Origin of the sequence: Flavobacterium album (genome assembly GCF_003096035.1) — a bacterium.
GTDB lineage: Bacteria > Bacteroidota > Bacteroidia > Flavobacteriales > Flavobacteriaceae > Flavobacterium > Flavobacterium album.
In genome coordinates this window covers 2,661,924-2,684,819 of record NZ_CP029186.1, presented here as the reverse complement: position 1 = coordinate 2,684,819, position 22,896 = coordinate 2,661,924, and the positions used below count along the sequence as shown (strand labels likewise).

The window sequence follows — 22,896 nt, the reverse complement described above, 5'->3', positions numbered from 1 at the left end:
GTGAAATTAAAATCTAAAGAAACTGTAAAAGTCATAGCTATTTTCAAAGATTGCATAAGCGGTTTTGATAGATAATACGGAACTTTGTATTATCAATTTAAATCCACTAATGATGCAACATACCTATAATATTTCCGGAATGACGTGTGATGGCTGTTCCGCCAAAGTGAGCTTCCTGCTTAAAAAAGTGCCGGGAGTGACCGATGTGGCTATCAACCTTGAAAATGGCACTGCCGATATTTCGATGGAGAACCACATCCCTACAGCCCAACTCCGGGAAGCTTTGAAAGACTATCCGAAGTACCAGTTATCTGAACAGGAGCCTACCCACAAGCCGCCTGTAAATATTTTTGGCGGGCAGGCTGAAGAAAAGAAAAGCTGGGTTGTAACTTATAAACCTATACTGTTGATATTTGGCTACATAAGCGTAATTTCTTTAATTACTGCTTCAACGGGCGATACTTTCAACACAATGATATTCATGCGTGTTTTTATGGCAGGGTTCTTCCTTACATTTTCCTTTTTCAAAATGCTTGACCTGAAGGGATTTGCCGAAAGCTACGCGATGTATGATGTGGTTGCTATGAAGTTTAAAACGTGGGGCTACATCTACGCTTTTATCGAACTGGCGCTTGGGCTTGCTTTTGCCTTAAACGTTGAACCTGTGATTACCAATTCCGTTACGGCAGTGGTTATGTCGGTAAGCCTTATTGGTGTACTGCAAAGTGTGCTCAATAAAAAGAAGATACAGTGCGCCTGCCTTGGGGCCGTGTTCAACCTGCCGATGAGTACTGTTACCATTATTGAGGACGGCCTGATGATCGCTATGAGTGTGGGCATGCTGGTGATGTACCTTTAAATTTCGTTTTTGCCACGAATTACACGAATTACACAAATTCCAATAATAACCCATAAAGAAATGCATCTGCTATTAAATGACTTTAGGAATAATTTGGGGAATTCGTGTAATTCGTGGCAAAAACCATTATTGTTTTCCATTTATAAATCCTTACTTTTGTGTTTCTAAAAGAACACAAATGGCTAATATTACACTGGGTGGAAACCCCATCACAACTATCGGCGAACTGCCTGCAAAAGGCACTAAAGCTCCTGGCTTCACTCTTATAAAAGGCGACCTGTCTAAAGCATCATTAGAAGACTTTAAAGGCAGCAGGCTTGTTTTAAACATTTTCCCGAGTATTGATACCGGTACATGCGCAACATCAGTAAGGAAATTTAATGAACAGGCAGGCAACCTTGAAAATACGAAAGTGCTTTGCATATCGCGCGACTTACCATTTGCCCTTAACCGTTTTTGCGGCGCTGAAGGCCTTAGTAATGTAATAACATTATCGGATTTTAAGGACGGCAGCTTTGGTACAACGTATGGGCTTACCATAACTTCGGGTCCGCTTGAAGGGCTGCATTCAAGATCGGTAATAGTGCTTGATGAAGAAGGTAATATTACGTATACGGAACAGGTGCCGGACATTAAAGACGAGCCGGATTATGATAAAGCCCTTGCAGCACTCAACTAAATGAAAGACAACAGATTTGTAAAAGGCAGGCTGAAAAGCGTTGGCTATTCTGTAAAGGGGGCCTACAGGCTCGTGACGAGCGAGCATAGCATTATGGTGCAATTCTTTATAGCTATCATCATAACTGTTGCAGGGTTTTATTTTAAGATCTCGGCAACAGAATGGATGCTGCAGACTTTTGCCATAGGCCTCGTGCTTGCCATTGAAGGCGCTAATACTGCCGTGGAGAAGATCTGCGATTTCATACATCCCGATTTCCATGAAAAGATCGGATTTATAAAAGATATTGCTTCCGGGGCTGTATGCTTTGCAGCCCTGGCAGCTATGGTTGTCGGTATAATAATTTATTATCCCAAAGTAGTATTGCTTTTTTAAATTTATTGATATTTTTACAGTCAAGAAAAATTTAAATGGCAAAGGGCAAAAAAGAAACCACAGGCACAGCAGACAAACCGGCATCAGAAAAGAAAAAATGGGGCTTATCGCGCCAGCATAAGGTATTGCTCGGCGTTTTGTTTTTCCTGTTCTCGGTGGCCTTGCTCCTTTCTTTCATTTCTTATTTCCTCTATTGGGACTACGACCAAAGCGAGCTGTCGGCTTTTAGCAATCGCAATGAAACCGTGCACAACTGGCTTGGGAAACTCGGGGCTTTTTTAGCCGACCTGTTCCTGTATCACGGCTTTGGTGTCGCTTCCTTTATACTGATACGCTTTTTCTTTTTAACAGGCGCTTACCTCGTATTGGACCTGCCTGTAAAAAAGCTCAAAAAAACATTATTTTGGGACCTGTACCTTGTTGTGATCGTTTCGATCCTTTTCGGGTTCTTCAATGCTTACCTGCCGGAGCTTGGCGGTGTCATAGGATATGAAATGAACCTTTTCATGCAGGACTACCTGGCAAGTACGGGCACGTTGCTGCTGCTTATTTTCGGGCTGTTCGTTTTCCTAATATTCAGGGTAAAAATGTCGCCGGATGCCATTAAGCTGTTTTTCGAAAAAAGGCGAAAAGAGATTGAGGAAGAACTCGAAACAACACCGGAGCCGCAACACACGCCAGATGCTGCCAATATTCCTACGCCTGCACCGATGCCTTATTCGGTAACGGATACTTCTGCGACAACATACCATGAAGAAAACGAAGAAGACGAGGAGGAGCCCGAAATGATAGTACGCACGGTTACTCCAACCCCGCCGCCTTCGCAATTCGAGATCAACCGTGAAGCTTTAAAACCAACTATAGAGCATTCGTCAGAAATAAACCTTGAACCCGCGATAAAACCAAAGCCGGTTGAATATACCCCCCCTGCACATGAGATCATCGAGACGGATGATGACAGCTTTGTAATTGAGAAATTTGCAGAGGAAGATGTAGTTGAAGAAAACCTGGCTGCAAAGCTTGTGAAGGATTTTGGTGAATTCGACCCTACCCTTGAGCTGTCAAATTACCAGTTCCCATCGATAGAATTATTAAAAGACTATTCTTCGGGCGGCATTACCATTAACCAGGAAGAACTGGAAGAGAACAAGAACAGGATTGTAGAAACGCTGCGCAATTACAAAATCGACATTGCACAGATAAAAGCTACTGTAGGCCCGACGGTTACGCTATACGAGATTGTACCGGAAGCGGGCATCCGTATTTCGAAGATCAAAAACCTTGAAGACGACATTGCCCTTTCGCTTTCGGCTCTGGGCATCCGTATCATTGCGCCTATCCCAGGAAAAGGTACGATAGGTATAGAGGTTCCTAATAAGAACCCTTCGACTGTTTCTATGAAAAGCGTTATTGGCTCGCCAAAATTCCAGACAGCGGAAATGGAGCTTCCTATTGCTTTGGGAAAAACCATATCCAATGAAACGTTTGTGGCCGACCTTGCCAAGATGCCGCACATGCTGATGGCGGGAGCTACCGGACAGGGTAAATCGGTTGGATTGAATGCCGTCCTCACCTCGCTCCTTTATAAAAAGCACCCGGCAGAGGTAAAATTCGTTTTGGTAGACCCTAAAAAGGTAGAGCTTACACTTTTTAATAAAATAGAAAGGCATTACCTCGCAAAACTGCCCGATGGCGGCGATGCCATCATTACCGACAACACGAAGGTTATCAATACGCTCAACTCCCTTTGTATCGAAATGGACAACCGCTACAACCTGCTTAAGGATGCATCGGTAAGGAACATTAAAGAATATAATGAGAAATTCCGTCAAAGGAGGCTGAACCCCGAGAATGGGCATAAGTTCCTGCCTTACATTGTTTTGGTAGTAGATGAATTTGCCGACCTTATCATGACGGCCGGCAAAGAAGTGGAGACACCTATCGCCCGATTGGCACAGCTGGCAAGGGCTATCGGTATCCACCTTATCATTGCTACACAGAGGCCATCGGTAAACGTTATTACCGGTATCATCAAAGCCAACTTCCCTGCGAGGATTGCTTTCCGTGTAACGTCTAAGATCGATTCGCGTACCATCCTCGACAGCCAGGGCGCCGACCAGCTTATAGGCCGCGGGGACATGCTTTATACACAGGGCAATGACCTGGTGCGTGTGCAGTGTGCATTTGTGGATACGCCGGAAGTGGAAAAGATCACTGAATTCATCGGTTCGCAGAAAGGGTATCCCGATGCCTACCTGCTTCCGGAATATTTTGGAGAAGAAAGTGGCATTAATCTTGATATAGATATCTCCGAAAGAGATTCAATGTTCAGGGAAGCTGCAGAAGTGATCGTTACCGCCCAGCAAGGCTCGGCATCATTGCTTCAGCGAAAACTAAAACTGGGCTATAACCGCGCTGGAAGGCTAATAGACCAGCTGGAAGCAGCCGGTATAGTAGGCCCGTTCGAAGGCAGTAAAGCCCGTAATGTACTTATCCCCGATCTTGTTTCCCTTGAGCAATTTTTCAAAAATGAAGAAAACGACTTTTAGCATGCAAAGGATTATCAGGATCATTACACTTTTTATCATAGCCCTAAGCCTCCCGGCAAAAGCGCAGGATGCCGCAAAGGCAAAAGCGCTCCTCGACCAGGTGAGCGCGAAAGTAAAAAGTTATGAGAATATCACAATAGACTTTAAATATTCCGTAAGCAATCCGAAACAAAACCTGAACCAGGAAAGCAAAGGCACCGTTGTACAGAAAGGCAACCAGTATGTGCTTAATTTTATGGGTATGACGCGTATATTTGACGGGAAGAAAGTATACAACATTGTCCCTGAGGATGAGGAAATAACCATTTCCAAATATGACGACCAAAAGTCGGATGAGCTGACACCTTCGAAGATGCTTACCTTTTTCAATTCGGGGTACAAGTACTCATGGGATATCCTGCAAAAGATCAAAGGAAGGAAAATACAGTACATAAAGCTAAACCCGCTGAATGCAAAAGATCCCACAAAGGAAATCCTGATAGGGGTTGATACGCAGACAAAACACATTTTTAATTACATCAGGACCGAAAAGGATGGGACTAAAATGGTAATAACCATAAATTCTTTCAAAACAAACCAGCCTTTGTCAAAAAATCACTTTACCTTTACCGAAAGTAAATATCCTAATTATTACATTAATAGATTAGATTAATTTCCGGTGAAAATTCTAGACCGTTACATCCTTATCTCTTTTATAAAGACGTTCGCGTCGGTATTCGTTATCCTGTTCTTCATCTTTATTTTGCAGGCAATATGGCTGTTTATAGCAGAGCTTGCCGGTAAGGACCTGGATGCGGGCGTGATCGCGAAATTCCTGATATTCTACGCTCCTAAGGTGGTGCCGTTAGTACTGCCGCTTTCCATATTGCTGGCTTCGATCATGACTTTCGGGGATTTTGCCGAAAATTATGAATTTGCTGCTATGAAATCGGCGGGCATATCCCTGAGCAGGGCCATGAGGAGCCTTATGATATTTATTTTCGGGCTCAGCATTGTGGCATTTTTCTTTGCGAACGATATAATCCCTAAGGCGGAATACAAATTCATTAACCTGCGGGCCAACATCATTAAGCGGAAACCGGCAATGGCGATCGTGGAAGGCCAGTTCAACTCAATAGGAGCTTATAACATCAAAGTTGATAGAAAATCCGGTGAAAATGGTGAGAAACTTACTGGCGTTACTATCCATAAGCGGATTCCAGGAAATTCCAACGCGACCATAATACGCTCTAAAAAAGGACTTTTAAAAAGCAGCGAATCCTCGAACCTGTTGCAGCTTGAGCTTTATGACGGCTATTATTACGAAGATGTACCGAGTAAAAACCCGGTTGAACGCAAAAAGCAGCCATTTGCAAAAAGCAGCTTCACGAAGCAGATAATGAACATCGACCTGAGCATGCTCAACAACGCCAGCACCGATGAGGAGCAGATAGCGCAAACCAACAACATGCTTAACCTGAGTGAGCTTAATTATACGCTGGACTCACTGCAGGGCAATTACAATAAAGAAGCCAAAAACATAGCGCTGAACGCTGCCCAAAGGTCCGCCATTGTTTTGACGGCGCCAAGACAATTGCTGAACCTTCCCGGAAAGGATACATTAAAACCGGTAAAAAAAGACAGCATCCCTGCAAAACTGATTGAGATCATAACATCAAAAGAAGATAAGGGAAAAGTACTCGAGATCGCGACCAACAGCGTCACCAGCGCCGAAAGCACTATCACTTCGGGCAAAGTAGGCCTATTTGAAAGGCTAAAGGTCATAAACAACCACTGGCTGGCTTTTTACGATAAATTTGTAATTGCTTACGCCTGCCTGCTCATGTTTTTCATTGGAGCACCTCTCGGGGCTATTATCCGCAAGGGCGGCCTTGGCTTACCTATCGTTTTTGCGGTGCTCATTTTTATAACATTCCACTTTATCAATACTTTCGGCAAAAAACTGGCACAGGAGAATGCTATCCCTCCTTACCTTGGCTCCTGGATGTCGGCTTTTGTATTAAGCCCACTGGCTATATTCCTTACCTACAGGGCAACGAATGACATGAATGTGACCATCAACTGGGATCCATTGATAGTGCCGCTGCAAAAAGTATTCAATAAAGTATTCAAAATAAAACCAAAAGATGCTTAACATGCAAGTTGAAGAACGCATACAGCTCAATACCATAGAAGAAGCTATTGAAGATATCCGCCAAGGCAAAGTAATTATTGTGGTGGATGATGAAGACAGGGAAAATGAAGGCGATTTTCTTGCCGCTGCTGATAAAGTCACCCCCGAGATGATCAACTTTATGGCTACCCATGGCCGGGGCCTTATATGCACTCCCCTAACCGAAAAACGCTGTAAAGAACTCGACCTCCATGTAATGGTAACCCGAAATACCGATTCTATGCAAACCGCATTCACCGTTTCAGTAGACCTTCTGGGGAATGGTGTTACTACAGGTATCTCGGCACATGACAGGGCAAAGACTGTAGAGGCGCTGATGGACCCGAACCTAAAACCGGCAGACCTTGCAAGGCCCGGGCATATATTCCCACTGATAGCCAAAGAAGGTGGTGTATTAAGGCGTACAGGCCATACCGAAGCCGCGATAGATTTCGCAAGGCTGGCAGGCTTTAAGCCTGCAGGCGTTATTTGTGAAATCATGAATGAGGACGGCAGCATGGCACGGCTTCCTGAACTGTATGAGGTAGCTAAGAGATTCGACCTGAAGCTGGTTTCGATAGAAGACCTGGTAGCCTACAGGATGCAGCACGACAGCCTTATCCAGAAGAAAGAAGATTTCGAGATGGAAACCCGTTTTGGTACCTTCAGGCTGAGGGCTTACGTTCAAACCACGAACAAGCAGGTACATATCGCCCTTACAAAAGGCAGCTGGAATATAGGAGAACCGGTACTGACAAGAATAAACTCTACGCAGGTGAATAACGACATCCTGGGCACGCTTACCAATGATGCCGACAGGAAGCTCGACAATATGTTCAGACGCATCAATGAAGAAGGCAGAGGCGCTATTTTGTTCATCAACCAAGAGATCTCCCCTTCCGAGCTGCTCACGAGGATCAAGGAGCTGAAAGAATTGCAGCCGCAGGGCCTTTGCAAAGCCCCCAGATAAAAATGGACGAAAGGGATTTTGGCATCGGTGCACAGATATTGCATGACATTGATATCTGCAAGATCCGCCTGCTGACCAACTCGGGCCAGACAAAGCGTGTTGGAATGATCGGTTACGGCCTTGAGATCACCGAATATGTAGAATTTTAATTATTTTACTTTTCTTAATATTCACGCAATGAAATGCTTAAAAAGCCGAGCTAAATAAATTGTGTTTTTTACTGCAAATGTGTTTGGAAAACCGGAAAAGGTTATTATATTTGCAACCGCAATGAGGAAATGATTTGCGACATACTGGAGAAATGGCAGAGTGGTCGATTGCGGCAGTCTTGAAAACTGTTGACTGTAACAGGTCCGGGGGTTCGAATCCCTCTTTCTCCGCTGAAATTTTAAACCTTTAAATATCAATTATTTAAAGGTTTTTTTATTTAGGAAATAACAAAAGTCGTAACAAGTACTATGGTTATTACTAAATATGCATTATATCACAAACTATTTATATAGCCCTTAAATATATCTTTGTTTAAAACTATGCAATGATTATTTCCACTTGGAAATTAACGCAGTAATACCTTGTTTTATGGCCTCGTAATAATTTCCTTTTTTAAACTCCGGAATTACTATTTCTGAAATTACATCCTGCGCATCTTTGTCCTTTAAATTTGTGGTACCCGGGTATATAGATAGTGCAATCTTTCTATTTTCTTTACTAAAGACAATAAAGACAGTATTGTTTGCACCGTTTTTTTTCCAATCATTTGCCAGGTTTACCGTGAATTCCTGAAAATCATCTTTTGGAAAATACGTCTCTACTGAAACAACAAATATTTCCTTATCGGTAGTCTCCTTAAAATTGTCTAATCGTTCACTTAAATCTTTCTTTTGAGCATCTGTAAAAACACCTTCAAAGTCATTTAACGGACCTGTTTGTAAAGGAAATGTATTTGCCGTCTTGTCAGCGTGTGTAATTGGATTTTCTTTCTTCGATTGCGCGCATGAAACTGCAACTTGCGCAAATAGCAATAGACTTAATATTGTTTTCATTTTTATATTAGTAAACAGTTTCACAAACCAATCCCTCCTCCTATAAACCCTATCATTTCTTCCACGTTTAAAATATGATCGGGCGTCATATTTTCAATTGCATTGCGGGGCATAAAGGGCATTTCTGCGGTTTCGGGGTCTTGTACGACGATGGTACCGCCAGCATTCTTTACGGCAATAAGCCCTTGTGTACCGTCGGCATTGGCGCCGGAAAGCAGTATAGCAGTTAGCTTTGGGCCGTAAATATCGGCAGCCGATTCAAATGCAACGTCAATGCTCGGCCTGCTGTAATTTATTTTTTCGGAAATATCCAGCGATAGTGTCCCGTTATTTTCGAAAAGCAGGTGATAGTCTGAAGGCGCTATATAGATACATCCCGGTAATAATGGTATCTTGTCCTCTACTTCGGTTACGGGTATGGAAGTTTTCACGGCGATAAGCTCTTCGAGCGTAGTGTCCTCCCCGCTCCTGCGGTGCAATACAATAACCAGCGAAAAAGAAGGGATTGCAGTAAGATGAGGCAGTATTTTCAGTAGTGCGTCAAGGCTACCGGCCGAACCACCGATGATGAGAACCCTGCATCCTGAAATTATTTTATCTTCTTCCATATCTTTTCTTTGTCTACCTGTTCGTAGTTTTTTTTCAGGTCGGAGAATTTGATGGTTTCCTTGGTACCAAGCGCCAGGTATCCCAGCTTTGAAAGGCTTTCGTCAAATAAGGCAAGTGCCCTGTCCTGCAAGTCCTTATCAAAATAGATCATCACATTGCGGCACATTATCAGGTCGAATTCATTGAACGACCTATCTGACACCAGATTATGCTGCGAGAACACCATTTTCTCCGTAAGGTCTCCACCGAACTTCGCCAGGCCGTATTGTGCCGTATAATAGTCGGAAAAGTCTTTTTTGCCGCCCGATGCTATGTAGTTTTCGGAATACTGCTTCATCATTCGCAAATTGAAAACCCCTATTTTGGCAGTATCGAGCACTGTAGGGTTCAGGTCGGTAGCATAGAGCAATGATTTATGCAGCACCCCGGCTTCTTTGAGCATGATCGCCATCGAATAGACTTCCTCACCCGTAGAGCATCCGGCATGCCATATCCGTATAAACGGCTTCGTAGCCAGTACAGGTATTAGTTCTGTGCGCAGTACTTTATAAAACAGCGGGTCGCGGAACATCTCTGTAACATTTACGGTAATTTCCTCCACCATCCGTTTAAAATAAGCAGTATCAGTGCGGACTTTAGACAAGAACTCGGCAAAATTCCCAAACTTGTCCAGATTGTAAAGCCTGTCAATACGCCTTTTGAACGAGGCAAGCGAATACCCGCTAAAGTCATAGCCATAGTATTCGTAGATCTCATTGATCAGCACCTCTAACTCCCTGTCATTTACCATAATGCTTTATATAGTGCTTAAAACCCGCAGCAATTTATCAACATCAATCGGTTTCGAAATATAATCATCAGCGCCTGCCCGAAGGCACTTCTCCCTGTCTCCCACCATGGCCTGTGCGGTAACCGATATAACGGGCGTGCCCTGCCTGTGCGGTATGTCCTTAATTAAAGGTATAGCTTCATAACCGTCCATATCTGGCATCATCATATCTATTAGTATCGCATCTACCGGGGTATTGCCTTCCAGAAGTTTCAGGGCATCAGGGGCGCTGTTACAGGACACGCAATCGAACGATTTTGAGCGTAATGTAGCGCTCAGGGCAAAAATATTCCTTGCGTCGTCATCTATTATCAGGATTCTCTTCATACATTTTTATTGTTTATCATACAACCACACCCGTAGAAGCGACATTAACTGGTCAACATCTACCGGCTTGGTTATATAATCCGAAGCGCCGGCATTTATACATTTTTCCCTGTCGCCGGTCATTGCTTTTGCCGTAACCGCTATTACCGGCAGATTTTTCAGGCTTCTGTTTTCTCTTATGCGGGCTGCAGTCTCATAACCGTCCATATTCGGCATCATCATATCAAGCAGTACAACATCTGTTTCCGGGTGGCGCTCAAGCATTTTAAGCGCTTCCTTACCATCAATGGCAGTTATTACTTTCATCTTAACTGCTTCCAGCGCTTTGGTAAGCGAATAGATGTTGCGAACATCGTCGTCAACCACAAGCACGGTCTTATCGCTAAGGATATTGTTCAGTAAATTCAGCTTTTTATGGCCTGCCGTTCCCTCGGTCTTTTTATTTTCTTCTACCAAATGAAGGAACAACGACACCTCATCCAGCATCCTTTGGTAGGAATGGGCCGTCTTTACAACGATAGAATCAGCATACTTCTTGATCTTAAGCTCTTCTTTCAGCGAAAGGCTCTTACCCGTAAACACGATCACCGGAAGGTTTTCAAGCCCTGGGTTCTTTTTGATGTTCTCCAGTATTTCATAAGCCTGCCTGTCGGGTATACCCATATCCAGTATCACGCATTCCACAGGAGTGTTCTTAAGCGTATCCACCCCATCCACGATCTCGCTTTTTATTTCCGAATTGATATTGAACGTCTCCAGGAAATAAGCGAGCGCCTTGGCATGTTTGGGGTTATCCTCTATAATGAGCACTTTCTGCGACTCCCGGTTGATGATATGCTCTATCCTTTTGAAGATTTCCGGCATTTGCTCGAAAGCCACGGGCTTGTCTAGAAAGTTCACAGCGCCTTTGAGCAGGCTTTCCTGCTTCATTTTGTGCGACGACATGATATGTACGGGTATGTGCCTTGTCTGCGAATTGCCCTTGAGGTCTTCCATTACTTCCCAGCCGCTTTTTATCGGCAGCTGTATGTCGAGCAGCACCCCTACCGGCCTGTAAATTATCGCCATGTTCAGCGCCTGGTCGCCACGAACAGATATTACGCCTTTATAACCGCGCTTGCGGGTAAATTCCAACAGCGATTTTGCAAAATTCACATCATCTTCCACGATGAGTATTACCTTGTTATTTTGACCGATGTCATCCCTGTCATCCGGTACATCTTCGGGAATCACTGGGCTGATAAATTTGGTCTTCAGCTCCAGTTCTGCGGCTTTCTCTTTTTCAGCCTCGCCTTCTCCGGCTTCTTCGGTATCTTTAATTGAATTTTCGCTTACGCCGCCAGCCTGAATTTGCGATGCGCCTATTACAGGAATACTCAATGTAAACTCGCTGCCTTCGTTTACAGCGCTTTTCAGTGCAATTTCTCCCTTAAGCAATTTGGCAAGCTCCCTGCTGATCGATAGCCCAAGCCCTGTGCCGCCATACTTGCGTTTGGTGGAGCCGTCTGCCTGCTGGAATGCCTCAAAAATAAGCGGCTGTTTTTCGGGTGGTATGCCTATTCCGGTATCTTTAACAGTAAAGCAAACTACTTTATCGTTGTTATCCTGTTTTTTGATCTCAAGGGTAACCGACCCTTTTGATGTAAATTTGATGGCATTCGAAATAAGATTTTTCAATATCTGCTCCAGCCTCATTTTGTCGGTTTTTATTACCAACGGCGCTTCGGAATCCACTATCTTAAACTCAATGCCTTTTTGTTTTGCTACTTCGGTAAAGAGGTCTTTCAGGTTACCGGTTACCTCCTGGGTAGCGATGTCCATGAATTCCAGGTCCATTTTACCCGCCTCTATTTTCGAAAGGTCCAGTATCTCATCGATAAGCCCCAGCAATCCGGTACCGGAGCTCTGTATCACCTTGGCAAACTCTACCTGCTCATCGTTCATGTTCTTATCATTATTTTCCGACAGCAGCCGGCTTAATAACAATATAGAGTTGAGCGGTGTCCTTAGCTCATGTGACATATTTGCCAAAAACTCCGATTTGTAGCGTGTTGTCAGCTCCAGGTCTTCCGATTTTTTCTGGATTTCCATATTGCGCTCTTCCAGCAATACGCTGCGTTCGGCCAGCTCTTCGTTGGTCTGCTGTAGTTCTTCCTGCTGTACGCGGAGCTCTTCTTCGGATGCCTGAAGCTTTTCGGTCTGTGTTTCCAGTTCGGCATTCATGCTTTCCAGCTCACTGTGCTGCACTCTCAGCTCTTCAGATTGTGCCTCGGTCTCTTCAAGTAGCTCCTGAACGCGTTTCCTGCTCTGTGCTGTTGTTATGGCAATTGCGATATTGTGGGCCGCGGAAGTCAAAAATTCCAGTTCGCGTGCTGAATATTCCCTTACGGATACCAGCTCTGCAACACCAGTAAGCTTGTCATCTATCAATGGGAACGCTACAATATGCGCAGGCTTCACTTCCCCAAGTGCATAAGAGATGCTTATATTTTCGGATGAGAGGCCTTTCATTTCAAGTAGTTTTCCTGTAGCAGCCGCCTGGCCCAGCAAGCCTTCGCCAAGTTTTATCCGTTGCCTGTCCCTGCCCGGTATGTAGCTGTAGCCTCCTGCGGGATAAAGGGTTTCCCCTTCCGGAAGGTAGATTATGCCGGCACTGCTGTTGGTATAAGCTGCAATATATTCTATGACATCTTTTATGAGTTGCTCGGGACTCTTTTCCCCTATCATTACTTTATTCAGGTCTGCAATACCCGATTGCAGCCATTCCTTATCCGACAGCGTTTTGAACGATTTGTCAAGCGCTTTTGCCATATTGTTCAGCGATCCGCCCACACTGCCCAATGCATCGCTTTCCGTATCGTCTACCCTTATGGTATAGTTTCCTGACGATATCTCCGCTGCCACGCCGCTTATTACCCTTATCCTTTCGGCAGTCTCCCTGTCACTTTTTTCAAGCTGCAGCTGTAGCTCCAGCCTTTGGTTATAATCCCTAAGTATCCTTACAAAAAATACCATGCTTATGCAAAGTGCGAGCAATGCTGCCACAATTATCAGTACCTGGCTGTACATTCCATATTTCTCTGATGTAGAGGTCCGTTCTTTCAGCAATTCCTGCTCGCGATTTTCCATGCGCTTGGTAATTTTGCGTATGTTCGCCATAAGCCTTTTACCGGTATCAAGGTCGGTGCTAAGGGTTTGCTGGCCCCTTTCCTTTTCAAATATCCTCACCTTCATGTAACTGAAAAGCTCATTAATCACGGGTTCGAGCTCTTTCAGGCTTTCCTGTTGCGCTTCGTTGTCTGTTGTAAGTAAAGCAAGCTTTTCCAGATACCCGTCCGCACGTTCTTCGGCAGTCCGGTACTGGTCCAGCATGCTGTCGTTGCCTGTAACAAGGTAGCCCCGCATTCCTGCCTGCGCATCTACCATTACCGATGTGCACTCGTTAAGGTTGTAAATAACATCCTGCGTATGGTTTACCCATTGTGTACTGTCCAAAAGGTTCCTGATACTCAGGAACGAAGCAGTCGAGCTGACTACAAGTATCAGCATCGAAATACCCGAGCTTATTAATAAATTCCTCCTAAATTTACCCTGCATACTATTGTGATAACGTGTTATTATTTTTATACCGGCAGCACCATGATAAAGCAGGAGCCTTTATGTAGCTCGCTTTTTGCGGTAATAATGCCATTATGTTTTTCTACTATTTTTTTTGCGATAGCCAGCCCTATGCCTGTTCCTTCATAAACGCTTCGATCGTTGAGGCTTTGGAAAATAATGAATATTTTATCCAGGAACCTTTCGTCAAACCCGATACCGTTATCTTTTACGGTAATCCTGCAAAACTGCCCGTCGGCCGATGCCGGGCTATCAAATTCTTTCTCCAGCACCAGTTCGGCATCTATTTCAATTACAGGCGGCACATCCTTTTTAGAGAATTTCAGCGAATTGCTCACCAGGTTCTGGAACACCTGGCGCATTTGGCTGCCTACGCAATGTATAGCAGGCATGTCGCCAACTTTGACTATAGCTTCCTTCATTTCGATCATATAATCAAAGTCAGACACCACCTCGCTGATAACCAGATTAAGGTCTGTTTTAACTGAGGCAACATTGGAAGATAGTCTTGAATAATCAAGCAGGTCGGTAATAAGGGCCGACATCCTTGCTGCCGATTTTATCGTACGGTTTACATAATCAAATGCCGTGGCGTCTTCCTTCAGATATTTTTCTTTAATGATCTTGATGAAGAGCTCTATTTTGCGAATGGGTTCTTTAAGGTCATGTGATACGACCCATGAAAACTGCTGCAACTCGTGGTTGCGCATTTCCAGTTCCTCATTTTTAGATACCAGCTCTTTCGTGCGCTCCGCTACTTTTACTTCAAGGTTTTCCTGGGCCTCCTTACGTATCTCGATTTCCTTAAATAACAAATCACGGATATCCCTGAGCTCTTTCTTTTGTTCGTACAGCTTCAGGAAAGTTTTTACTTTGAGGATTAGCAGGTCGGGGTCTACCGGTTTTGTAACATAATCTACGCCCCCCGTTTCATAGCCTCTCGATATGAATTTCTTCTGCTTGTTCACGGCCGAAAGGAATATCACAGGTATGTCTTTGGTCCGGTTGCTTCCCGCAAGGATTTCTACCACCTCAAAGCCATCCATACCGGGCATCTGTACGTCCATTATTATAAGGGAGTAATCCGTTTTCAGGATTTTTCGCAATGCCTCTTCACCAGACTCTGCAGTATCGGCCGGAAGTTTATGGAGTTCCAGTATCTTTTGCAAAGCGACAATATTTGCCCTTATGTCATCAACGATTAGTATCATATTTTATTAGGGCACGGCTATGGTAAAACTGTAAAGCCTTTGCCTACAAGTGTTTAAATTGTAAAGGGAAGCGCAACAAAAAAACAGGCCGTAACATTGCGGCCTACTTCCAAAAGTATAAAAAGTAATGTTAAAGAGTTGTTAATTCATTTAATGCATATTTAATAAAGGCCAAAAAACAATTATCACCTCAAACCTGTAAGATTGTAGGGAATCTTATTTAAAAAGTAAAGGCCATTATAAATTGGCACAATTTGTAAATAACGATTCCATAAAATTTTACTCACAAAACTATATTCCGAATTCTCAATTGGATATCACAAATTCTAAGTGATATTCAGAAAATAATTTTTTTATCATGGCAGGTTGTATACCATTCCTATTTTTGGTAAAAAAATCATCATGAAAAAGATATTTTACTCCGCATTGCTCCTTACCACTATGGCGGCCCAGTCGCAAACATTCCAATGGCTGGAAACCCCGGCGATCGAATTAGACCTGAACCCCGGCATGGTAGGCTATTCTGTAGCCAATGACCCATCCGGCAATGTATATTTTACAGGATTTAAAAGCCAGCCCTATGCTTATAACGACCTAATGGGCAACCTTTATTATAATAAATATGACAGTAACGGCCAGCTGCTTTTCTCAAAAGAAATCGGTGGTAAAGCCTGCAACCATAACCTGGCAGCCGATTCGCAGGGAAATATAATTATGGAGCTTGGGTATGTCGGGACGATTACCATTGATGGCCTCACTATAAGCACGGTGGAGCAGGGCGACCATTTTGTCCTGGCAAAATTCAACGCGCAAGGTAACCTGCTCTGGCACAAGCTGATTATCTCGGAAGAAGAATTTACATGGACCAGCGAATTAAGGGCGCTGCATATTGATGCGCAGGATAATATTTACATTGGCTACGACAATTACGGTACATCGTATATCGATAAATATTCTCCGGATGGCACGAAGGTGCAGAGTATCGTACAGCAGCACGTGAACAGGGTAACATCAGTAAGTGTTGACAGCGATGGCAACATTTATGCAGCCGGTGCCTGCGCCGACAATATGGCGACTTTTGCCGGTGTCCAAATGCCCTCCCCGTTTGCGTACAATACTTATGTGGTAAAATATTCACCGCAGGGCGTATACCAATGGATGCAATACACTGAAAATATTACGTGCACTTCTGCGCAGGTAGTAGCACGCACACCTTATGAAATATATTACAGCTCTGATCTTTTCGGGCCTTATGCTTTTGAAGGTATCGCTGCCGAAGGCCCTGATGGCAATGGTTTTGAAGATTTCTTTTTAGCCAGGCTCAATGCAGCAGGGGATTATGAATGGGTGCGTGAAGTTCCGGGAGAAGGCAAAGCAATACCGGGCAACAGGAATTTTCTCCGGCTGGATAACGACGGTAATATCTATTTTACCGGGCAGACTGGAGGAAATATTAACTGGGGCAATGGCATAGCTACCGAAACACCGCTTATGGGCAACCAGGCGCTTGTGCTGAAATACAGCCCTGATGGTGTTGTACTCATGGCAAAGACTACAGGGGGGAACGGATATAACCGTGCAGATGGTATTTCCGCGGACGCCAATGGCAACATATATATTGCGGGAATGGCCAATAATACAGCGTTTTTTGATACGCTTGAACACGAAGCAGGCCCTTTTGATACCTATCCTTACCTTGCTAAAATAAGCAATACCACTACGGGCACCGGTGATTTCGACGCAAAGGAAAAAGTTATAGTGTATCCAAATCCTGCGAAGGATAATATCTACCTTTCGGGGATTGACGGAAAAGTACAGGGCAACATTATAAATATGCTGGGACAAACAGTAACCGCCTTTGAAACCGGTGTAAATTCCCCTATCGCGGTGCAACAACTTCCGGTGGGCACATATTTTATAAAAGCTGAAGGCTTGCAGTCAGTGAAATTCATAAAAAATTAAGCGGCAGATTGCAATACCTGGTTGGTTTTTTTTATCTGACACCTTTGAGCCTTGATTGATCCGCTCTCAATATGAGCAACTTATATAACAAAACCCGAATGTTATGTTATAATTATCGGATTGTTGCCGCAATTTTAATAAAAAATAGCCTACTTTTACGGGCTATTTTTTTTATGCCTGCATAATAACGAGCGCAACGATAACTCTTAAATGCAGGTTAATCTTTTAATAAATGTTACTTAATGACGAAACAGTTGGCTTGTTAAGTAATTAATTTTGTACAGAATCCCTTTGCTAAAAGAAACAATTATGGAAAGAAAAATTACCCATTTCAGGCTTATTTTACTACTCACATTCTTATTTGTGATCAAGCCCGGAAGCTACGCGCAGGTTTACATGCACAATTTTGGTACAACCAATATTACCACGCATCCCTACACTGTAGCGCCTACTACATTAAACCCAGACCTTTCGGGTTCGTCATGGTCAAACAGCACCGGCGCATGGACAAACCTTGGAGGCGCAACAGGAGAGGCAATCGCTCTTAATGACAGTGGCGGATCGCCTACCATTACCCTGACATTTAACGTTGCCGCGGGAAAAACGCTCGATATCACATCCTTCAGCTTTTGGAGGAGGCGCAGCAATACCGGCGCCCAAAACTGGACAATGACTATAAACGGTGTCAACGTAGGAAACGGTAACGTACCTACTACAGGCGCAGCAATACCTACTACTACAGTAGCCAATCCTGTGAATGGCCTTACGGGTAATGTAACGGTTATGCTGTCATTAAGCGGCGCAACGGGCAGCGGAACTTTCAGGCTGGACGACTTTACGCTCAACGGGAACGTGAATGCCGGCTGTACAGCACCGGTTATCTCTTCATTCTCGCCGGCATCGGGTCCGTCGAATACTCTTGTAACAATAACAGGGAGCGGCTTTAGCGCCGGTACAACATCAGTTAAATTCGGCGGTGTTGAAGCGTCAGGCTTTACCGTAGTAACAGATACACAAATTAAAGCCATAGTTGCAGATGGCGCTCCAACAGGTGCAGTAACGGTAACTACAAATGCATGTACAGGCACATCCGGTACCTTTACCATGATATCATCAAACTGCCCCGCATTTGTTGGCCCTAACGATCTTTTCATTTCTGAAATATATGATGCCGAAGCGGGTGAAGGCGGTGCCATAGAATTATATAATGGCACCAATGCTACTATAGACCTTTCGTTATACAGCATTGTACGCCACGGAACAATAAACGGCCCTGCTACTTTTACACTAAACCTTACGGGCATGCTTGCACCTGGAGGTATAAACATAGTGCGCACCGCTACTTCGGTTTGCGGACTTACAGGTACACCGATCAATTTACTGCCAAGCGGATTTAACGATAGCGATAAACTTGAGCTTGTAAAAAACACTGTAGTCATCGATGTTGTTAACACTCCGTCAAACGTTGGCTTTTCAATGATAAGGAATGCTAATGCACAAGTACCAAGCGCAACATATAATGCTGCCGACTGGGCAATTTCTGACACCGAGGACTGCTCTAATCTGGGCATACACAATATAACTTCTTCTTCATCTGACCATATTTCGGCACAGCCACTGAGCGCTGCGGTATGCGAAGGCGACAACGTGCAATATACCGTTACCCTAAGCGCCGCATCTACATTTACTTACCAGTGGAAAATGCTTAATGCCTCAGGTAACTGGGTAAATATAACCGATGGCGACAATTTTTTAGGCGCGAATACCGTACAGCTTACAGTGATTGACACTCCGCTTGAATTTAACGGTGCGCAGTTCTACTGTGTAGCTACCTCAGCCGGATGTACACTTATAAGTAACGCAGTGCAGCTAACAGTTTCTCCGCTGCCTCTTGCGGTGGTTATACCTGTAGCACCTACCTGTGCCATTCCTACAGGCGGGCTGCTTATCATGCCATCAGTAGGAGACGGCCTTACCTATAGTATAGACGGCGTGAACTTCCAGCCCGGGCTTGCCTTCAACGGTATCGCTCCCGGAAGTTATACACTTACAATCAAATCATCGGCTAACTGTGTTTCCTTAGTGCCGTTTACAATTGTCCCTGCACCGCTTGCACCGGCAGTTGCTACATTTATAGTAACACAGCCTACATGTACCACAGCTACCGGTACTATAACGGTTGACACTTCTGCAGATCCTACACTTACCTATAGCCTTGACGGAAGTACTTTCCAGTCAGGAGGCGTGTTCAGTGGGCTTACACCGGGCAACTACACGATCACGAGCATGACTGCATTAGGATGTACATCAGTAACGGCAACAATCACCATTAACCCAGCGCCAACTTCACCGGCTGTGGCAACCACAACAGTAGCACAGCCAACTTGTACTACTGCTACCGGAACCATAACTGTTACAAACCCAACAACTCCGGCAGGGGAATATACCTATAGCATTGATGGCACGACATTCCAGGCATCACCTGTATTTGCCAACCTTGCTCCCGGCAATTATACTGTTACCACGCAAAACAGCGCAGGATGTAACTCAGTTACACCTACAATAACTATAAATGCAGTGCCTGTTGTACCCGGTGTAGCTACAACTACAGTGACTCAGCCAACTTGTACCACTGCCACAGGAAGCATCGTTGTGGACACACCGGCAGGATTTACCTATAGTATTGATGGCACGACTTTCCAGTCTTCCAATACATTCTCTAACCTTGCACCAGGTACTTACACTATAACAACGCAGGCTACCGGAGGATGTACTTCGGTTACGGCAGCTATAACCATAAATGCTGCTCCTACAGCTCCCGCTGTGGCTACAACCACAGTAACACAGCCTGACTGTACAACAAGCGGAAGCATTGAAGTAACATTCCCAACAGGAGGCGACCTTACCTACAGTATAGACGGTACAACCTTCCAGGCTTCTCCTGTGTTTGCTAACGTTGCTCCGGGTAACTATACTGTTACTACTAAAAACGGCGCAGGATGTACATCTGCTACAGCGACTATAACAATTAATACTGTACCGGGTGCACCGTCTGCTGCTGTAACAACACTGACACAGCCAACCTGTGCCACACCTACAGGAACAATTGAAGTTACTGCTCCTCTTGGTGCGTTTACTTACAGCATCGACGGTACAAACTTCCAGAATACAACTACATTCGCTAACCTTGCCCCTGGTACCTATACTGTTACTACACAAAACGCAGGCGGATGTACTTCTACAGCTTCAGTAACGATCAATGCGGTTCCGGCAGGACCTGCAGTTGCTACTACAACGCTGACACAACCAACGTGTACAACGCCTACAGGAACAATTGAGGTTACTGCTCCAACAGGCGCATTTACTTATAGTATAGATGGCACTACCTTCCAGTCTTCAACAACATTTGCAGGACTTGCACCGGGCAACTATACTGTTACAACACAAAATACAGACGGATGTACTTCTACAGCTTCGGTTACTATCGATGCTGTCCCTACAGGAATTGCTGCTGCAGCAACTACAGTTACGCAGCCTACATGTAGTATGCCGACAGGAACTATCGTTGTTGATTCTCCAACAGGAGCAGGATTTAGCTACAGCATTGACGGAACGAACTTCCAGACATCAACGACATTCGCTAACCTTGCACCCGGGAGCTACACGATCACAACGCAAACTTCAGGCGGATGTACTTCTGTATCATCAGCCGTAACCATTAATGCAGCACCGGGCGCACCGGCAGTGGCAACAACAATGGTAACACAGCCTAACTGTACAGGTATAACTACAGGAACTATCGAGGTTACTGCACCAACAGGAGCCGGATTTACCTATAGTATTGACGGGGTTAACTTCCAGGCTACAACTACATTTGCTAACCTTGCTCCCGGCACGTATACCCTAACAACTGATAATGCAGGATGCCAGTCGGTAGCAACGATTACGATCAACCCTGTCCCTACTGTGCCTGCAGTTGCAACAACTACACCTACGCAGCCAACCTGTGCAGTACCTACGGGAACAATCGTTGTAAACACACCAACAGGTACAGGGTTCACCTATAGTATTGATGGTACTAACTTCCAAAGCAGTACTACATTTGCAGGACTTGCAGGAGGCGCTTATATCGTAACAGTAATGAATGCGGGAGGTTGTACTTCGACTACAGGGTTCATTAATATCGACAGCTCACCGATACCTGCTGTAGCTACAACCGATGTTACCCAACCTACCTGTTTCAATAATGTAGGAAGGATTGATGTAACTGGGCCAACAGGTTCAGGATTCAGCTACAGCATAGATGGTACCAATTTCCAGAGCGGAACCGGTTTCATCAACCTTGCTCCCGGCGATTATACTATCACTGTTAAAAACATCAGCGGATGTACCTCTACTGCTACAGTGACCGTTAATGCAATACCTGAAACACCGGTTGCAGCTACTACCACACTTACGCAGCCGGACTGTGCTACAGGAATGGGAGCTATAACTATAGCAGGCCCGCTGGGATCGCAATACAGCTATAGCATTGACGGTACCAATTACCAGTCGGCTACAACATTTGCAGGCCTTGATCCGGGTAACTATACAATAAGTGTTATGAGCGATGGCGGCTGTAAATCGCCGGACGCTACGGTAACCCTTAATGCTCCTGTGAACAATATCGCGATTACAGGCAGCCAGGGTTGTGAAGGCGGCGGCTTTGAAAACAGCTACATGCTGAACGCTTCGGTGACAGGAGCTGACGAAAGCACTGCTACATTTGTATGGACAGATGCTAATGGCGCACAGGTAGGCACCGGCACTAAGTTTGATGCTACAGAATATGCCGACAGCAATTCTATTACCCCTGAGCTCTACCCTATCGACTTTACGCTGACAGTTACCACACCGGGTGGCTGTTCCACAGACTATACTTTCACTGTAGATGGTACTTTCTGTGACATACCGAGGGGTATTTCGCCAAATGCGGATAACAAGAATGACAACTTTGATATCTCCGGTATGGGTGCGAAAAAGCTTTCTATCTTTAACAGGTATGGCGAAGAAGTATATAGTAAGAACGACTATACGAACCAATGGTACGGACAAACCGATAACGGCGATGAGCTGCCTACCGGAACCTACTTTTATGTAATTGAGCGCCCGGGACAAAGCAGGACCGGATGGGTTTACGTAAACAGGCAACAATAGTTTTTTTCTTTCCAAAAAAGAAATCCCCATTGCAGCAACGCAATGGGGATTTTTTATATTTCGCCGGCAGCTTCCTTAACCCGCTTCTTCTGGTTCCTAAGCACATCGCGCACATCACGTACCGCATCCCTCACCAGCTTGTCTATCTTTACTACTTTTTTAGACAGGTCCTGCATTTTTTCGCGGTCGCCATCCTGCAGCCTTTGTTCCAGTTCGACCGAGAGTTTTTTGAACTCAGCAACTACAGCTTCAATCCCTTCATACCCTGATTTAAGATCGTCGTAGAGCTCTTCAATTTCTTTTACGGCTTCTTTATTAAGGCGTACATTTTTTTTAGTAAATTCCTGCTTAAGGCTTTTTTCTTTTTTGTCGAACAGTCCCATTTATCGTTATTGGTTTACAGGACGCAATCTCATGACTAATACGGACTTATACATGTACTGATCATTATTATTGTGTTAACTTTACGCCTTTAAAAATAGAGTATACGCTAATTATCATTTGATCTTAAAGCTGT

15 protein-coding genes, 1 tRNA gene and 1 pseudogene are annotated in these 22,896 nt (G+C 44.5%); 10 read left to right on the top strand and 7 right to left on the bottom strand.

Annotated elements, in window-relative coordinates:
- The first annotated feature begins 109 nt into the window (after positions 1 to 109).
- The 8 genes and pseudogenes from HYN59_RS12050 to HYN59_RS12015 all read left to right on the top strand — a co-directional run bounded on the left by HYN59_RS12050 (position 110) and on the right by HYN59_RS12015 (position 7,964).
- Positions 110 to 859, top strand: coding sequence for a heavy-metal-associated domain-containing protein (locus HYN59_RS12050; RefSeq protein ID WP_342748323.1), 750 nt, complete (start codon positions 110 to 112; stop codon positions 857 to 859).
- 178 nt (positions 860 to 1,037) lie between these two features.
- Positions 1,038 to 1,538 carry a thiol peroxidase gene (gene tpx / locus HYN59_RS12045; protein ID WP_108778497.1) on the top strand — a complete coding sequence of 167 codons (501 nt, stop codon included), beginning with the start codon at positions 1,038 to 1,040 and terminating at the stop codon, positions 1,536 to 1,538.
- The gene (locus HYN59_RS12040; protein ID WP_108778496.1) at positions 1,539 to 1,913 is read left to right on the top strand and encodes a diacylglycerol kinase; all 375 of its coding nucleotides are present in this window, start codon (positions 1,539 to 1,541) and stop codon (positions 1,911 to 1,913) included. It abuts the gene before it with no gap.
- A 35-nt stretch (positions 1,914 to 1,948) separates the two neighbouring features.
- Positions 1,949 to 4,462 (top strand): DNA translocase FtsK, encoded by a 2,514-nt coding sequence (locus HYN59_RS12035; RefSeq protein WP_108778495.1) that lies wholly within the window; start codon positions 1,949 to 1,951, stop codon positions 4,460 to 4,462.
- Between the two features lies 1 nt (position 4,463).
- Positions 4,464 to 5,114, top strand: coding sequence for an outer membrane lipoprotein periplasmic chaperone LolA1 (gene lolA1, locus HYN59_RS12030; RefSeq protein ID WP_245895561.1), 651 nt, complete (start codon positions 4,464 to 4,466; stop codon positions 5,112 to 5,114).
- Between the two features lie 6 nt (positions 5,115 to 5,120).
- Positions 5,121 to 6,596, top strand: a complete 1,476-nt coding sequence (locus HYN59_RS12025) for an LptF/LptG family permease (RefSeq protein WP_108778493.1) — start codon at positions 5,121 to 5,123, stop codon at positions 6,594 to 6,596.
- A 1-nt stretch (position 6,597) separates the two neighbouring features.
- Positions 6,598 to 7,733, top strand: a pseudogene (ribB, locus tag HYN59_RS12020) (3,4-dihydroxy-2-butanone-4-phosphate synthase).
- 146 nt (positions 7,734 to 7,879) lie between these two features.
- Positions 7,880 to 7,964: transfer RNA gene (locus HYN59_RS12015), tRNA-Ser, on the top strand.
- 159 nt (positions 7,965 to 8,123) lie between these two features.
- On the opposite strand, the gene HYN59_RS12010 is transcribed toward HYN59_RS12015, so the two are convergent.
- Genes HYN59_RS12010 through HYN59_RS11985 form a run of 6 tightly spaced genes read right to left on the bottom strand, consistent with a single transcriptional unit; the run spans position 8,124 to position 15,221 of the window.
- Entirely contained in the window at positions 8,124 to 8,627 is a 504-nt protein-coding gene (locus HYN59_RS12010) for a TPM domain-containing protein (RefSeq protein ID WP_108778492.1), read from the bottom strand.
- A gap of 20 nt (positions 8,628 to 8,647) precedes the next feature.
- Complete coding sequence (locus HYN59_RS12005) at positions 8,648 to 9,235, bottom strand: chemotaxis protein CheB (RefSeq protein WP_108778491.1); 588 nt, start codon at positions 9,233 to 9,235, stop codon at positions 8,648 to 8,650.
- Entirely contained in the window at positions 9,217 to 10,026 is an 810-nt protein-coding gene (locus HYN59_RS12000) for a CheR family methyltransferase (RefSeq protein WP_108778490.1), read from the bottom strand. Before HYN59_RS12000 ends, HYN59_RS12005 begins: the two co-directional genes overlap by 19 nt.
- 6 nt (positions 10,027 to 10,032) lie before the next feature.
- A complete protein-coding gene (locus HYN59_RS11995; protein ID WP_108778489.1) occupies positions 10,033 to 10,392 on the bottom strand; it encodes a response regulator in 360 nt (119 codons plus the stop codon).
- A 6-nt stretch (positions 10,393 to 10,398) separates the two neighbouring features.
- Positions 10,399 to 13,989, bottom strand: a complete 3,591-nt coding sequence (locus HYN59_RS11990; protein WP_181369430.1) for a hybrid sensor histidine kinase/response regulator — start codon at positions 13,987 to 13,989, stop codon at positions 10,399 to 10,401.
- Positions 13,990 to 14,015: 26 nt separating this feature from the next.
- Positions 14,016 to 15,221 (bottom strand): sensor histidine kinase, encoded by a 1,206-nt coding sequence (locus tag HYN59_RS11985; protein ID WP_108778487.1) that lies wholly within the window; start codon positions 15,219 to 15,221, stop codon positions 14,016 to 14,018.
- A 402-nt stretch (positions 15,222 to 15,623) separates the two neighbouring features.
- Here HYN59_RS11985 and HYN59_RS11980 point away from each other — a divergent pair, with 402 nt between their 5' ends.
- Complete coding sequence (locus HYN59_RS11980) at positions 15,624 to 17,183, top strand: T9SS type A sorting domain-containing protein (RefSeq protein ID WP_146185930.1); 1,560 nt, start codon at positions 15,624 to 15,626, stop codon at positions 17,181 to 17,183.
- A 309-nt stretch (positions 17,184 to 17,492) separates the two neighbouring features.
- Positions 17,493 to 22,379, top strand: coding sequence for a T9SS type B sorting domain-containing protein (locus HYN59_RS11975; RefSeq protein ID WP_108778485.1), 4,887 nt, complete (start codon positions 17,493 to 17,495; stop codon positions 22,377 to 22,379).
- 53 nt (positions 22,380 to 22,432) lie between these two features.
- Here the strand turns inward: HYN59_RS11975 and HYN59_RS11970 are convergent, their stop codons facing one another.
- Positions 22,433 to 22,762 carry a hypothetical protein gene (locus HYN59_RS11970; RefSeq protein ID WP_108778484.1) on the bottom strand — a complete coding sequence of 110 codons (330 nt, stop codon included), beginning with the start codon at positions 22,760 to 22,762 and terminating at the stop codon, positions 22,433 to 22,435.
- Between the last annotated feature and the right edge of the window lie 134 nt (positions 22,763 to 22,896).